The organism is Stenotrophomonas sp. GD04054 (assembly GCF_029836955.1).
Classification (GTDB): Bacteria; Pseudomonadota; Gammaproteobacteria; order Xanthomonadales; family Xanthomonadaceae; genus Stenotrophomonas; species Stenotrophomonas maltophilia_A.
Map to the genome: position 1 here is coordinate 50,665 of NZ_JAOECR010000017.1, position 14,120 is coordinate 64,784.

11 protein-coding genes are annotated in these 14,120 nt (G+C 65.6%); 1 reads left to right on the forward strand and 10 read right to left on the reverse strand.

Annotated features, from left to right (window positions below; all coding sequences use genetic code 11):
• Positions 1–3 precede the first annotated feature (3 nt).
• From N7573_RS10355 to N7573_RS10390, 8 genes are all read right to left on the reverse strand, one after another.
• Positions 4–1,137, reverse strand: coding sequence for a CfaE/CblD family pilus tip adhesin (locus N7573_RS10355; protein ID WP_279912225.1), 1,134 nt, complete (start codon positions 1,135–1,137; stop codon positions 4–6).
• Positions 1,134–3,866: a TcfC E-set like domain-containing protein gene (locus tag N7573_RS10360; protein WP_279912224.1), complete on the reverse strand. Its 2,733-nt coding sequence runs from the start codon at positions 3,864–3,866 to the stop codon at positions 1,134–1,136. Before N7573_RS10360 ends, N7573_RS10355 begins: the two co-directional genes overlap by 4 nt.
• A gap of 61 nt (positions 3,867–3,927) precedes the next feature.
• Positions 3,928–4,428 (reverse strand): CS1 type fimbrial major subunit, encoded by a 501-nt coding sequence (locus N7573_RS10365; RefSeq protein WP_279912223.1) that lies wholly within the window; start codon positions 4,426–4,428, stop codon positions 3,928–3,930.
• A 456-nt stretch (positions 4,429–4,884) separates the two neighbouring features.
• Positions 4,885–5,247 carry a NirD/YgiW/YdeI family stress tolerance protein gene (locus tag N7573_RS10370; RefSeq protein ID WP_279912222.1) on the reverse strand — a complete coding sequence of 121 codons (363 nt, stop codon included), beginning with the start codon at positions 5,245–5,247 and terminating at the stop codon, positions 4,885–4,887.
• A gap of 337 nt (positions 5,248–5,584) precedes the next feature.
• A complete protein-coding gene (locus N7573_RS10375) occupies positions 5,585–6,655 on the reverse strand; it encodes a hypothetical protein (protein WP_279912221.1) in 1,071 nt (356 codons plus the stop codon).
• 346 nt (positions 6,656–7,001) lie between these two features.
• Positions 7,002–8,279 (reverse strand): citrate synthase, encoded by a 1,278-nt coding sequence (locus N7573_RS10380; RefSeq protein ID WP_032127838.1) that lies wholly within the window; start codon positions 8,277–8,279, stop codon positions 7,002–7,004.
• A gap of 296 nt (positions 8,280–8,575) precedes the next feature.
• On the reverse strand, positions 8,576–8,818 hold the full coding sequence (locus N7573_RS10385) for a type B 50S ribosomal protein L31 (protein ID WP_005410871.1): 243 nt from the start codon (positions 8,816–8,818) through the stop codon (positions 8,576–8,578).
• Positions 8,819–8,906: 88 nt separating this feature from the next.
• Complete coding sequence (locus N7573_RS10390; RefSeq protein WP_032127836.1) at positions 8,907–9,845, reverse strand: nucleoside hydrolase; 939 nt, start codon at positions 9,843–9,845, stop codon at positions 8,907–8,909.
• Positions 9,846–10,070: 225 nt separating this feature from the next.
• Between N7573_RS10390 and N7573_RS10395 the strand changes: the two genes are divergently transcribed.
• On the forward strand, positions 10,071–11,399 hold the full coding sequence (locus N7573_RS10395; protein ID WP_279912220.1) for a Fic family protein: 1,329 nt from the start codon (positions 10,071–10,073) through the stop codon (positions 11,397–11,399).
• 144 nt (positions 11,400–11,543) lie between these two features.
• Here N7573_RS10395 and recG read toward each other — a convergent pair whose 3' ends face one another.
• Both recG and N7573_RS10405 read right to left on the reverse strand, forming a co-directional pair.
• Complete coding sequence (gene recG / locus N7573_RS10400; RefSeq protein WP_279912219.1) at positions 11,544–13,655, reverse strand: ATP-dependent DNA helicase RecG; 2,112 nt, start codon at positions 13,653–13,655, stop codon at positions 11,544–11,546.
• A gap of 7 nt (positions 13,656–13,662) precedes the next feature.
• The gene (locus N7573_RS10405; protein ID WP_279912218.1) at positions 13,663–14,049 is read right to left on the reverse strand and encodes a RidA family protein; all 387 of its coding nucleotides are present in this window, start codon (positions 14,047–14,049) and stop codon (positions 13,663–13,665) included.
• Positions 14,050–14,120: the final 71 nt, after the last annotated feature.

Sequence of the window (14,120 nt, forward strand, 5' to 3'; positions counted from 1 at the left end):
GGATCAAGGTTTGGCGGTCGGCACGCGCAGCTCCACCGTCAGTTCGCCGTCGTAGAGACCTGCGCGTTTGCTGGCGATAGGCGTGGGCGGCGTTTCCAGCGTCAATGGCGTGGGCACGCAGTACACGGGCTGACTGATGCCCGGCAGCAGCACCATGCGCAGTTGCGCGCTATCGATGCCGCGCAGCAGCTGTTCTTCGCCATGCTTCATCGCCAGCAGATTGCCGCCGTAGTTCAGGCCGACCTGGTAATCGAGACGTTGGGTGTCGTCGCTGCCGCCGTCCTGATGCCAGACCGCGAAGTCCCGCCCAGGCGGTGGGCGTGGCCCGCTGTCGCGCACGGTGACGCCGAGGAATTCGCTCTGCGAACCCACACCGTCGTAGAGGCACATGTCCACGTCCTTGCGCCCGGCGACGACCTTGCGAATCGGGTCGTAGCGCAGGTCCATGTTGACCAGGGGTGCAACGCCGTCGAAGCCTGGGAAGTAGATCGAGATGGCGTCGTAGTCGGTGACGGTGAAATCGAAGTTGAAGGTGGCTGTGGCAACTGGTGCTGCGGCAGGGTCGGCTTTGATGTTCAGACGCATCGTGGCCTTCCAGTGGCCGGCTACAAGTCGCTCAAGCTCTGACTTGGGCAGGATCAGTTGAATGCCAGTTCCAATCGATTCATCTGGCGGACATTGAAACCGTAGCGTCTCGTGAAGCATCCTCTCCGAGCCATTCCAATAATCGCTTGTGCAAACGCGCCCCGACATAATTCTCCGCATGAAGCCCACCGCGGTGACTTCTGCTGGATAGCCCGTGCGCTCGTCCACAGTGCGCAACCTAATTTGCGTATGGCCAAGGATCTGCCCCGGTGTGCCCTCACTCGGGCAACCACCCACACTTGAGTCAGAGTTCGACTCACAAACCACATGGATCTGCCCATACTTCATCGCCCGATCGTGACTGAACCCCAACACCGTCCGCGGCGCCCACAACTCCACATCACCCGGCACCGCCGAGCGATCCCAGGTCATCACGATGTCCCTGTGCTGATCCGCCGGATGCGTCTCCGGCGGCCACTGCGCCCACGCCCTGGGCGCCAGCGCCACCAGCGCACACACCAGCATCAACACCAACAACACGCGCCGGTTCATGGCGTTCCTCCTGCAGCAGCGGTCTGGGGCGTGGCGGCAATCAACGCGCGTTCCTGCAGCAGGCGGGTCACGCGGGCCTGCTGGCGGATCTGCGGCGGCAGCTGGGCCACGGCCAGCGGCTCGCAGTGCACGGCGCCGACCAGCAGCACCACCTGGCGGCGCTCGCGCACCTGCAGCGGGCAGTGCAGCAGGCGGTCGTCCTGCAGCAGGTACAGCGTTGTTTCGCGGCGCGGGAAGTCGGCGACGAAGCCGCCGTTGGCGCTGGTGCCGGGCACCGGCGCGTTGAGGATGCGGGCGCCGCCCAGCGGCGCCCCGGCAAGATCCTTGGCGTTGCCGATGAAGGTATAGGTCACCTCGATCGGCACCGGCATGCGCATCAGCCGCCCGGGGCTGAGGAACATCGGCCGTGCGCCGCCCACGCCGGTCACGCGGATGGCGGCGATGCTGTCCAGCGTGCTGGCATCCTGTACTTCGGCACGGTGCGACTGGTACGACGACAGCGGCAGCAACCGGCGCTCACCAATCTGCAGGCGTTGCCTGCGCAGGCCGCCCACCTGCAGTTCGGCCGCCACGCCACGCAGGTCGACGTCGTCGGTGTCCGCCACCTGCACGGCCAGGCCGGCGTCGGCGCCGTTGCTGCCGCTCCAGTAGAAGCCGCGCTTGCCCAATGCAAAGCCGGAGCTGTGCATGCCGCTGTAGGCGGTCTCGCTGCGGCCGCGCTGCTGGTAGTGCGCCAGCGTGGCGCCGCTCTGGCCCAGGCTGTTCTGCAGCTGGCCGCTGAGCGTGGCGCTGTAACGGTCGCTGTTGTTGGCGCGCAGCTCGCCCGACAGTTCACGGTACTGCGCGTCCACCTCCTGGCGCAGGCTGTGGCCGACGCTGTAGTTGATGTCCGGGCGCTGATGCTGCGGCTGCCGCACGTCCACGCTGTAGCGGCGCTGGCCGCTGCCGGCGGTGCCGCGCAGCAGGCGGGTCAGGCTCAGGTTGAAGTAGATGCCGCGGTCGCGTTGGTCCCTGCCGCGCAGGCTGTCGCTGGCGCGCTGCTGCCACACGCCCACGCGCGTGGAGACACTGAAATCCTGCCAGCGATGGCTGCGGCTGAAGCTGGCCTGCCAGGTGCGGCTGAGCTGCGGCTCGCGGCGTGGCTGCCACGGCGGCGGCGGTGGCAGCAGCGGGTCCAGCCCGGCCAGCGGATCGCCCTCTGCACCGGGGAGCTCGCGCCCGGCGCGCCAGGTCTGCCGTCGCGTGTAGCCCACGTAGGCACTGCCACCGGCCATCGGCAACGCCATCGACGCACTGAGTGAATTGGTGCAACCCAGCTGGTCGCGGGCGTCGGCCTCGAACTGGCAGGCCTTGCCGCGCATGCGCTGCTGGTAGATGTTCCAGGATGCGGTGCGGCGGTACGACAGTTGGTGCTGCTGGCCGGTGCTGCCATCGTTGCCGCGCATGCCACCGAAGCTGGCGCGTAGTTCCTGGGTGGCATACAGGCGGCGCAGGTCCACGCGCAGCTCGCCATAGCGGAAGCCGCCCAGGTCGGCGGCGCCGGCCACCATCGCCACGTCGCGGCCCAGCGGCACGCGCATGCCGGCCACCGCCACGCGTTCGCCATCGAAGCGGTCACTACGACGCTCGTTGCGCTTGCCGCCCTGCACGAACCACTGCCACTGGCTGTTGGTCCAGTCGCCGCCCTTGTCGAACGGCGCGTCTTCGCTGCGCACCAGCACGCCGTCTTCGTAGATGCGCAGGGTGACGTTGTAGTTGCCGAACGGGAAGTTGCGGGTGTCGATCTGGTTGATGCCGGCCTGCAGGTAGGAGGTCTGCAGCAGGCGCGTGCCGTCGTAGGCATCCACGCGTGCATCGCGCGCCAGCAGCACGGTCAGCGGCGTGGCCTGCACGGCAGCATCGGCGTCCACATAGGCCTGGGTGGTGCCCACGCGCAGGCCCTGCAGGCGGTCCAGCGGCAGCATGCTGAAACTGAAGGTGCCGCCCTGCGGGCTGGACAGGTTGCGGCGGTCCATGCGCCCGGCCTGCAGGTAGTGCGCCTGCCCCAGGTCGTGGCGGTAATAGACGTTGTCGAACTGGAATTCACTGTCACTGCCGCGGCTGCGGTAGCGCTGCTGGTTGAAGTTCCATTCGGCGGAAACATGCCCGCGGTCGAACAGGCCCAGCACGCCGGTGCCACGCGCGGACAGCGTCTGGTAGTCGCGGCTGCCACTCACATTGATCACCTGCTGGTGCAGGAAGGCGTTTTCGGCGTTGGCGCTGACGGTGTGGAAGCGCTCTGCGGCCGGCTTGCCGGGAATCCACTGGCGGGCGACGAACAGGCGCACCGCGCCCTCGCCTTCGTCGTACAGCGCGCGCACGGTGGCGGGGTCGTCCGGTGGATCGAGATAGCCGCAACCGGCGGTGGCGCCACCGAAGCGACAGGCCAGGTGGCTGTTGCGCGGCATGGGCTGCGAGAGCGCCGGCAACAGCGCGGCCTGTGCTTCGGCGGGCAGGTCCAGCGCCTGCAGCACGTATGCCGGGTCTTCCAGCTGCACGTGTTCCAGGGTCACGCGCACCGGCGACAGCCCGGCCGAGCGGCCGAACAGTTGGATGTCGAGTTGTTCGGTCTGGCCTTCGACCAGATCCTCGAAGCCGGGCGGGACGCCGCGCGCCGCCGCCAGCGGCGTTGCCAACGCCAGTGCGAGCGCGACCGCCAGCCGGGTGACGGCGGGGGCGTGTGGGGTCATGGGGGTACCGCAGGAGAAACGGCCGGCCCGATTCAGGGGCCGGCGCGGGAGGTGCGTTGAATCAGGGCTTCTGGCTCAGCACGATGTTGACGACGCCCGAGTAGCGACCCTGGGTGGTGAGCGGAGCCGGGGCGGTCTGGGCGATGACCAGCGGCATCGAGATCGACGCGCCCGGGGTCGAGCCGGCACCGGTGAACAGATCGGCCGCAGCGTACTCAATCGGGGTCAGGCCCAGATCGCGACCGTTGAGGCTGACCTTCATCGGCACGGTGACCGTACCGTCACCGTTGGCCAACACAAATGCACCACCGATCTTGGCTTCGATATCAGCGGTGTCATCGTTGGAGTGGATGCGCACGTGCTGGGTGTCCGGAATCAGGCCACGCAGCGGATCGTGGGTCAGGGTGACGGCGTCCGGCAGTGCGCTGCCGTCATCGCGCAGCAGCGCCAGGGTCGGGTCGACGTCGGCGTAGACGGTGATCTTGGTTTCCACGGCGTGCGCGGACAGCGAAGCCGTGGCCAGCGCTGCAGCGAGCGCGGCCTTCTTGAGAATGGCGTGCATGGGTTGTCTCTCTCGGACAAGGGGGGAATGAGAAAGCCCCCCTCCCCTAAGGAGAAAGGGAGGGAGGCGCCGCCCGCAGAGGTGGTTGCGGGCGACGGAGAGAATGTTAGAAACCCATTGTCCTGCAGGCCATTCAAGCATTCCTAAAACGTTGAAAGTTAAGAAGAATCTTTGAATTAGTTCAACGTTCCCGGCTTATGCAATTTCCCTCATTCGGTAAATGCAAAAAATCTCATTGCTTCGCCTTTGTAGAGTCGAGCCATGCTCGACTGCTGTTCGCGCTATGCGTGCGAGTCGAGCATGGCTCGACTCTACAGTGGACCATCCACGCATGGCGTGGATCTACCGGCCATGGCTATGCAATTTCCCTCATGCGTTGAATGCAACAAATCTCATTGCCTTGCTTTTGTAGAGTCGAGCCATGCTCGACTGCTGTTCGCGCTATGCGCGCGAGCCTCAGCCTGCGGGCACCACGGTGACGCGATCAACATCGATGTCGGTCGGTTTGAACCGATGCGTGTCGACCTTGCCGTGCAGTTCCACCACGGTGTCCGCGCCGATGGCCTGCGGCGGCAGGTCTTCGTCGTCGATCTCCACTTCGATCTGGCCACTTGCATCGCGGAACTGGTAACGCTCATGCCCAAGCTTGGCGACCAGCGTGCCACGCAGCACGACCGGCTGGTCGTCGCGCTGGGCGCGCGCATCGGCCACGGTGCTGGAAGCGGTTCCTGCGCCCGGGCCGGTGTACTGGGCAAATGCGGGCCGGCTCAGCAGAGCCAGCGGCGTGGCGATGAGGGCAATGGCAAGCAGTCGGTTCATGGTGTTCTCCATGGCTGAGTAAGTGCCCTCAGGTTCTATCGCCTCGGATGTGATGCCTATGAAATAGATCCGAAAAGATGTGAAAGCGACACTCAGTGTCAGAATTCGTTCAGATCCTGAAGCAAGGTTTTGTAGAGTCGAGCCTGTGCTCGGCTGCTGTCCGCGCTGCGCGGGAGTCGAGCACGGCTCGACTCTACAAATACCCGTCCACGCATGCGTGGACCTCGCATTGGCGCGATCAGAAGAAGATCGCGTACAGGATCAGCAGCGGAATCGGTACGCCCAACAACCAGAGCAGAATCATTTTCATGGCAGGTCTCCTTGCATGGAACGGGGGTTACAGGTCGCGACGGCGGCCGCCCCAGGTGGCGCTGAGGCTGGCGAAGAACGCGCCGATCAGCAGCGTGATGAACAGCCACAGCGCGGCATACGCTGCTGCCTTGCGGGCATCGTCGGCCGCCTGCTTGGCAGTGTTCTTGGCCTTCTCCAGCGCAGCACGCATGCGCGTCTGCACATCGGTCACGCGCGCCTGCGCTTCGGCCTGACTCATGCCGGTCTCGCGCGCGATCAGCTGGGACAGGTACTGGGTGTCGGCCGGATCCAGGCCATCTCCCTGCAGACTGTTGACGATGATGCGATTCACCTCGGCACGCACTTCACGGCGGTCAGCCACCGGGCCATTGCCCGGCATCGGACGCGGCGGTGCGGCCAAGCGCGCGTCGCGCGGGCCGACGCTTGCGACCGGCGGCGGCGGGGCCGCATTCGGATCCATCGGCGCACCCGGCGGAGGCGGCGTTGCAGGATCAGACGGCCCTGCGCCGGTGGCGCTGCGGAACAGCGAGTCCACCCAGTAGTTGAGGTCGCCTTCCGGCGCAGCCGCGGCGGCGCTACCGGCACTCGCGGCGGCAACGCCTGCCGTGGAGGCAGCGGCGCCTGCAGTGGCACCGGCCACTTTCGCGCCCGTACCGAGTACGCCGCCGATGGCCGAGGTGAGCAGACCGGCGGTGAGCAGCGTGGCCACCGCCCACGACACGAAGCCATGTGCGGTATCGCGGAAGTAGGTTTCGTCGCCGTGGATCTGCGTCCACTTGGTACGCAGGCGTCCTGCCAGATAGCCACCCAGACCCGAAGCCGCCAGCGCGGTGAAGGTGAGCCAGATGATGCTGGACCAACCGAAAGTTTCCTTGCTGACGCCTTCGAACGACCACGGCGACACCGAGGACAGCCCCAGGCCCACGCCGAGAATCAGCAGGATGAGGGACAACGCGGCGGCGGCGGCGGCACCGGCGAAGATTGCACCCCAGGACACGGCGCTTTCGCTTGGCGGGGCAACGATGGGGGCGGCGACGACAGTGCCGACGTCAGGGCCGAGCGGGCCGCGCTCGGGTGGGTCGAATCGGGTACTCATGGGACGGACGCTCCGGATCAGATGCTGCGGATGCAGCTGGCGTCCTGAGGCTGCGCGAGCGCTTGTGAAGCTGGCGAGACCCTTGAATCACGCGGTCTTGGCGCGGTGAAGAGCGTGCCAACCAAGGTTGGCACCTACCAGAAAGCGGAAACGTGGTAGATCCATGCCAAGCGTGGATGGGGAAGCGTGCCAACCAAGGGCGAGGACAAAGTAGATCCACGCCATGCGTGGATGGTTTTTCGCTAGCGTCGTAATCGTGCCAACCAAGGTTGGCAGCTACCAGAGCCGAAGCAAAAAAAAACGCCCCGCGGATGCGGGGCGTTCTCGGCACAATCTACGCGGGCGATCAGCCCTGGTAGTCGCGCACGTCGCTGCCGGTGTAGACCTGGCGCGGACGGCCGATCTTCATTTCCGGGTCAACCTGCTGTTCCAGCCAATGCGAGACCCAGCCGGAGGTACGGCCCAGGGCGAACATGACGGTGAACATTTCGGTCGGGATCTGCAGCGCCTTGTAGATGATGCCGCTGTAGAAATCGACGTTCGGGTACAGCTTGCGGGCGACGAAGTACTCGTCCTGCAGCGCGGCCTGTTCCAGCTTCACGGCCACGTCCAGCAGCGGATCCTGCACGCCCAGCTGCTTGAGCACCTTGCTGGTCATCTCGCCGATGACCTTGGCGCGCGGGTCGAAGTTCTTGTAGACGCGGTGGCCGAAGCCCATCAGGCGGAAGCCAGAGGTCTTGTCCTTGGCCTTGACCACGGCGGACTCGACGTTGTCAGCGCTGCCGATCTCTTCCAGCATCTTCAGCACGGCTTCGTTGGCACCGCCGTGGGCCGGACCCCACAGCGCGGTGACGCCAGCGGCAACCGACGCGTACGGGTTGGCACCGGTCGAGCCGACCAGGCGCACGGTCGAGGTCGAGGCGTTCTGCTCGTGGTCGGCGTGCAGGATGAACAGCAGGTCCAGCGCCTTGACCACGTCCGGGTTCAGATCGTACTGGCCATCAGCCGACTCGAAGGTCTGCTTCAGGAAGCGGCTGACGTAGTCCAGCGAGGTATCCGGCTTGTTGGCCGGCAGGCCCTTGCCGTGGCGGTAGATCAGCGCCGACAGGGTCGGCACCTTGGCGATCAGGCGCACAGCGGCCTGGCGGCGCTGTTCGGCATCGGACAGGTCCAGCGAGGCGTGGTAGATGCCCGACAGCTGCGCGATGGCGGCGGTCAGGATGGCCATCGGATGTGCATCCTTGGCGAAGCTGCCGATCAGGGTGTTGATCGACTCATCGACGTTGGCTTCGGCCGCCAGCTCGTCGGTGAAGGCCTTCAGCTGCTCGGCGCTCGGGCGCTCGCCGTTGATCAGCAGGTAGGCCACTTCGACGTAGCTCGACTTTTCCGACAGCTGTTCGATCGGGTAACCGCGGTACAGCAGCACGCCCTTGTCGCCGTCGATGTAGGTGATGGCGGACTTGCAGCTGGCCGTCGCGGTGAAGCCGGAATCGTAGGTGAAATACCCCGTTTCCTTGGTCAGCTTCGCGATGTCGACGCAGTCGTTGCCAAGGGTGGGTTTGATGACGGGCAGAACGACCGACTTATCGCCGGCGTTGAGCGTGACCTGATCAAGATCGGACACTGTGTGCGCTCCTTCATGGGAAGGCGCCTGCCCAAGCGCATTGGTCAGGCACGTGAATGACGTCCTCGGCCTGTGCCGGGGATCAGGTCATTATCGCACAGCAGCATTTGCCCGGCGCTAGACAGAAGTCGTATACGACAGGCGGCCAGACGCCGGCCGTTGAGCGGCCCGGATCGGCAAAAGTGTTGTCACACGAACGCAGTGTTCCGTCCATCCAAACGCCCGTTGGGTTGGCGTTGGGGAAAAACAAACGGCCGCGCAGAGCGCGGCCGTCGGTTCGAAGCTGGATCGACAGATCAGCGCGCGTAGCGCTTCTGGAACTTGTCGATACGGCCCGAGGTGTCGATGACCTTGTGCTTGCCCGTGTAGAACGGGTGCGAAGCAGAGGAAATTTCAACCTTGACCAGCGGGTATTCGTTGCCGTCTTCCCACTGGATGGTTTCCTTCGTCGCCATGGTCGAGCGGGTCAGGATCTTGAAATCGGAGGTGACGTCATGGAAGACGACGTCGCGGTAGTTCGGATGGATATCGGCCTTCATGGGCTCACACCGTAAATGGGCTGGTGGTCAAGAGCGGCATTATAAGCACCGGTTGCCGCTCGGGGCAACCGGTGCGGGTCAACAGACTTCAGTCCGCGCCCAGGGCCTGGCGCACCAGGGCCTCGAAACGCTGCTGGTCGTAGGCCATCAGCAGATCGCAGTTGTCCGGCTGGCCGGTCTGGCGGTTCCAGTCGACGATGGTGGCGCCGCGGCTGAACGTACCGTTCAGCTCCACGTTCAGCGGCCGCGATTCGACCTGCAGCTGCCCTTCCGGGTTCAGCGCCCAGGCCATGGCGACCGCATCGGCGGTATACCAGCGGCCACCCTTGCTGTCCTCGGACAGGCCACGGGTCTTGCGCGAGATCAGCTCGTAGAAACGGGCGCGATCGGAATCAGCCTGCAGCCACTTTTCAGCATCCTGCAGCGGCAGGCCATGGGCAACGGTGGCCTCCCAGTCCGACACCAGCAGGTGCTTGAACGAAGTGAACACCACGTGCGCCGCTTCCGGATCGAACGCGATGTTGAATTCGGCCGCCGGGGTGATGTTGCCGTGGCAGGTGACCGCACCGCCCATCACCACGATGCGCTTGATGCGCTCGGGAAGGGTCGGGTCCAGCTTCAGTGCCAGGGCCAGGTTGGTCAGCGGGCCAAGCATCACCAGCATCAGTTCACCGGCGTGCTCGTGCGACAGGCGCAGGATGGCCAGTGCGGCGTGCTCGGCTTCAGCCTGGCGGCTCGGCGGCGGCAGGTCCACGTCGCCGTAGCCGTCACGGCCATGCACGTGGGCGGCGTCAACGGAGGGATGCAGCAGGGGATCCGGGCTGCCGGCAAACACCGGTACGTCGGCGCGGCCGACGATGTCGCAGAGCTTGAGGGCGTTGCGGACGGTGTACTGCAGGCCGACATTGCCGGCGGCGATGGTCAGGGCGACCACGTCATGCCGTTCATCGGCAAAGGCCATCAGCAGGGCCAGGGCGTCGTCCACACCGGGGTCGGTGTCGATCAACAGGGGGATCTTGTGGGTCATCGTTGCCGTCTTCAGATCGGCAACGAAGTGTGGACCGGGATGATGACCGTTGCAATACCGGTCTGCCCCGGCGGCAAAGATGTAGTGGAGAGGGTTGGATCCGTTGCCCCCACCAACGCCCCCGCCCAACGCACTCACGAACATGAACAGATTCTAGTTCGGGTCGCTTGGAGCGCCCAACATCATTTGCTATAAAAAGTGTTGAACATTTTATAGAAAACAACCATGAAGCTGCCCGCGCCAGCTCCCGATCTGGCAACCCTCACCCGGAAGTACATGGAGACCCTCGGTACCATCCTGGACGCCCGGATCGGGCCCGAGGTGAACGGCGCCTATGAGCACTGGGACAAAGTCCGCCACAGAGCGCCACCGGCGGGCCTGAACGCGGAGCAGTGGTGGCTGGGCATCACGTGGACGCGCGCAGCATTGCTGAAGCCGCTACCGCTGTTGCTGGACAAGTCGCAGCAACCCTTCAAGCTGGCACTTACCGATTCAATGCAGCGGCACCTGCACTACATTGATCGGGAGGCCGCAGGCTCGGTGAAGGGTGTGGATGCTGCCAGCGGCCAAGGACGGTTCCTGATCCGCTCGCTGATCGAGGAAGCGATGACCTCATCGCAGCTGGAGGGCGCCTCGACCACGCGGGCGGTGGCAAAGGAAATGCTGAGCACAGGCCGTGCGCCGCGCGACCAGTCCGAGCGCATGATCTACAACAACTACGTGGCAATGAACGTGATCCGCGAGCGCGGCATACGCCCGATCACTCCCGGCGAGATTCTGGAGCTGCACAGCATCCTCACCGACGGCACGCTGGAGCTTCCAACCGACAGCGGGCGTTTCAGAACCGCCGAAGACAACGTTGCGATCTTCGATCGCGGCTCACCACCTACGCTGCTGCACATCCCTCCTCCGGCCGAGGAAGTGCCCGCACGGATCGAGCGGCTGTGCACGTTCATCAATGAGGAAAGCACACCGTTCATCCATCCTGTCGCCAAAGCCATCGCACTGCATTTCCAGATTGGCTATGACCATCCTTTCGTGGATGGCAATGGCCGTACGGCACGCGCACTGTTCTACTGGGCGATGATGAATGCCGGATATTGGATGACCGAGTACTTCTCCATTTCCAGCGTGTTGAAGAAGTCCCCAGGCAAGTACATGCGGGCCTACCTCTACACCGAAAGCGACAACCGGGATCTTGGCTACTTCGTGGCGCAACAACTGGAGGCGATTGAGCAATCGATCCAGGGTTTGCATGCCTACATCGCCAGGAAGCATGCGGAGGATCAGGCAGCGCGACGCGTGCTGCGAACCGCCCGGCTTGGCGGTGTGCCTCTCAATCATCGTCAGCGCGCGTTGCTGGCCAACGCGCTGAAGGATCCTGACCGGACCTACACCGTCGCCAGCCACCAGGCGGCACACACCATTACCTATCCGACCGCCTTGAAGGATCTGAACGGATTGGTGGCTTCCGGGCTTGTCAGCAAAGAGCGCGTCGGGAAGGCGTCCGAGTATCTCGTGCTACCCGGTCTGTCGGAACGTTTGGCGCTGTAGATCCACGCCATGCGGGGATGACGGGAAGGTGATCGAAAGCGCTGTCTGTAGAGTCGAGCCATGCTCGACTCACGCGCGCGGCGCGCAGTAGATCCACGCCATGCGTGGATGTGTGGACCAGGGTCCACACCCACCAATGCGGCATTACGCCGAGGCGTAACGCACGGCGGTGCCGATCCAGCGCTGCACCACGCGATCGGCCAGCGCGGGTTGCTGGGCCAGCACGCGTTCGGCCAGGTCATGCACGCCGGGCAGCAGGCCGGCATCACGCGCGAGATCGGCGATGCGGAAACCGGCCAGGCCGGTCTGGCGGGTACCGAGCAGTTCACCGGGGCCACGCAGCTCCAGATCCTTCTCGGCGATGACGAAGCCATCGTTGGTTTCGCGCATGGTCTGCAAACGCTCGCGCGCCATCTGCGAAAGCGGCGCCTGGTACAGCAGCACGCAGCGCGACACCGCCGAACCGCGGCCCACGCGGCCGCGCAACTGGTGCAGCTGGGCCAAGCCGAGGCGCTCGGCATTCTCGATCACCATCAGCGAAGCGTTCGGTACGTCCACGCCCACTTCGATGACCGTGGTCGCCACCAGCAGATCGATCTCACCCGCCTTGAACGCCACCATCGTCGCCAGCTTCTCGGCGGCCTTCAGGCGGCCATGCACCAGCCCCACGCGCACGCCCGGCAGCAGCGCCTGCAGCGATTCGTAGGTGGCCTGCGCCGGCGTGGCGTCGAGCTCTTCGCTTTCCTCGATGAGCGTGCACACCCAGTACACCTGCCGCCCTTCCTGGCAGGCCAGCGCGATGCGCTCGATCAGCTCGGGACGACGATCGTTGTTGAGTGCGACGGTCTGCACCGGGGTGCGGCCCGGCGGCAGTTCGTCGATGGCCGAGACATCCAGATCCGCGTATTCGGACATCGCCAGCGTGCGTGGAATCGGCGTGGCGGTCATCACGAGCTGGTGCGGCACGCTGTCGCCACCCGCGCCCTTGTCGCGCAGGGCCAGCCGCTGGTGCACGCCGAAGCGGTGCTGTTCGTCGACGATGGCCAGGGCCAAATCCTGGAATACCACCGCCTCCTGCATCAGCGCGTGGGTGCCGACCACCACCTGCGCCTCGCCGTTGGCGACCTGCTCCATCACCTTGGCGCGCGCCTTGCCGGTGACCTTGCCGGCCAGCCAGGCGATACGCACGCCCAGCGGTTCCAGCCAGCCACGCAGGTTGTTGAGGTGTTGTTCGGCCAGCAGCTCGGTGGGCGCTGCCAATGCCACCTGCTTGCCCTGCTCCACCGCCAGCATCGCCGCCAATGCGGCGACCACGGTCTTGCCGGAGCCGACGTCGCCCTGCACAAGCCGCAGCATCGGGCTGGGCCGTGCGAGGTCTTCACGGATCTGCTTGAACACGCGCGCCTGTGCGCCGGTCAGCGCGAACGGCAGCTGTTTCAGCAGCGCCTTGGCCAGCTTGCCGGGGCCGGCCAGCGGCGGCGCATGGTGCGCCTGCAAGGCAATACGCTGGCGGCGCAGGCTGAGGTGATGGGCCAGCAGCTCTTCCATTGCCAGACGACGCTGCGCCGGATGGGTGCCTGCGGCCAGCGCGGCCAGATCGGCATCCGGCGGCGGCCGGTGCACGGTCAGCAGCGCGCTGCGCAGTGACGGCAGGCCAAGGCCATCCAGCCAACCGCTGGGCAGCAGTTCCAGCGTGCTTTCCTCGGGCAAGCGATCCAGGGCCTGGCCGATCAGCTTGCGCATGGTCATCGGGCCGACACCTTCGACGGTGGGATACACCGGGTCGAGGCGGTCGCCGAGTTCGGGATCGTCGTTGCGGCCCAGCACCTGGTAGCTGGGGTGGACGATTTCCAGGCCGAGGTGGCCGGGTTTGGGGGTGCCGAAGCAGCGCAGCCGGTTGCCGACCGCGAACTGGCCGACCTGCTGCTGGCGGAAGTGGAAGAAGCGCAGCACCAGGGTGCCCTGCCCTTCGTCTTCCACCGCCACTTTCAGCATCGGCCGGTAGCGCATGCCGCGCTCGACCGCGACCACCCGCCCTTCCACCTGCGCCGGTACGCCGTTGCGCAGGTCTTCGATGCGGGTCAGCCGGGTCCGGTCTTCATAGCGCAGCGGCAGATGAAGCCAGAGGTCCTGCAGGGTGGCCAGGCCACGCGCCTGCAGTTTGGCGGCCACGGCCGGGCCCACGCCCGCAAGCATCGCCAGGGATGCTTCGCCGGACGGTGACAGGACCGGGGTGACCGCCGCCTTGCGTGCCACGTGGCGGTCAGTCGATGACCATCACCGCGTCGACCTCGAAGTTGGCGCCCTTCGGCAGGCCGGAGACTTCGATGGTGGAACGGGCCGGGTACGGGGCCTGGAAGTAGTCCTGCATGACCCCGTTGATCTTGGCGAACTCGCCCAGATCGGTCAGGTACAGGCCCAGACGCACGACCTTGTCCAGCGAGCCACCAGCGGCTTCGGCCACGGCCTTGAGGTTGTCGAAGGCGCGGCGGGCCTGTGCTTCGACGTCGCCGGCGCCGACGATGTCGCCGGTGGCCGGGTCGAGCGGGATCTGGCCGGAGAAGTACACGGTGTTGCCGGCGCGCACGGCCTGCGAGTACGGGCCGATGGCGGCGGGGGCCTTTTCGGTGTTGATGATCTGGCGGGACATGGGTCGCTCCGGTGCTTGGGGGAAAACAGAGCGGTGATTGTACCGGCTGGGGGCGCATCCACGCATGGCGT

Excerpts from the sequence above, each read along its gene's own strand:
- N7573_RS10390 (WP_032127836.1), bottom strand. The coding sequence starts at position 9,845 with ATGACCCACAAGATCCCCCTGTTGATCGACACCGACCCCGGTGTGGAC.
- N7573_RS10365 (WP_279912223.1), bottom strand. The coding sequence starts at position 4,428 with ATGCACGCCATTCTCAAGAAGGCCGCGCTCGCTGCAGCGCTGGCCACG.
- N7573_RS10355 (WP_279912225.1), bottom strand. The coding sequence starts at position 1,137 with ATGAACCGGCGCGTGTTGTTGGTGTTGATGCTGGTGTGTGCGCTGGTG.
- N7573_RS10405 (WP_279912218.1), bottom strand. The coding sequence starts at position 14,049 with ATGTCCCGCCAGATCATCAACACCGAAAAGGCCCCCGCCGCCATCGGC.
- N7573_RS10385 (WP_005410871.1), bottom strand. The coding sequence starts at position 8,818 with ATGAAGGCCGATATCCATCCGAACTACCGCGACGTCGTCTTCCATGAC.
- N7573_RS10395 (WP_279912220.1), top strand. The coding sequence starts at position 10,071 with ATGAAGCTGCCCGCGCCAGCTCCCGATCTGGCAACCCTCACCCGGAAG.
- N7573_RS10360 (WP_279912224.1), bottom strand. The coding sequence starts at position 3,866 with ATGACCCCACACGCCCCCGCCGTCACCCGGCTGGCGGTCGCGCTCGCA.
- N7573_RS10375 (WP_279912221.1), bottom strand. The coding sequence starts at position 6,655 with ATGAGTACCCGATTCGACCCACCCGAGCGCGGCCCGCTCGGCCCTGAC.
- N7573_RS10370 (WP_279912222.1), bottom strand. The coding sequence starts at position 5,247 with ATGAACCGACTGCTTGCCATTGCCCTCATCGCCACGCCGCTGGCTCTG.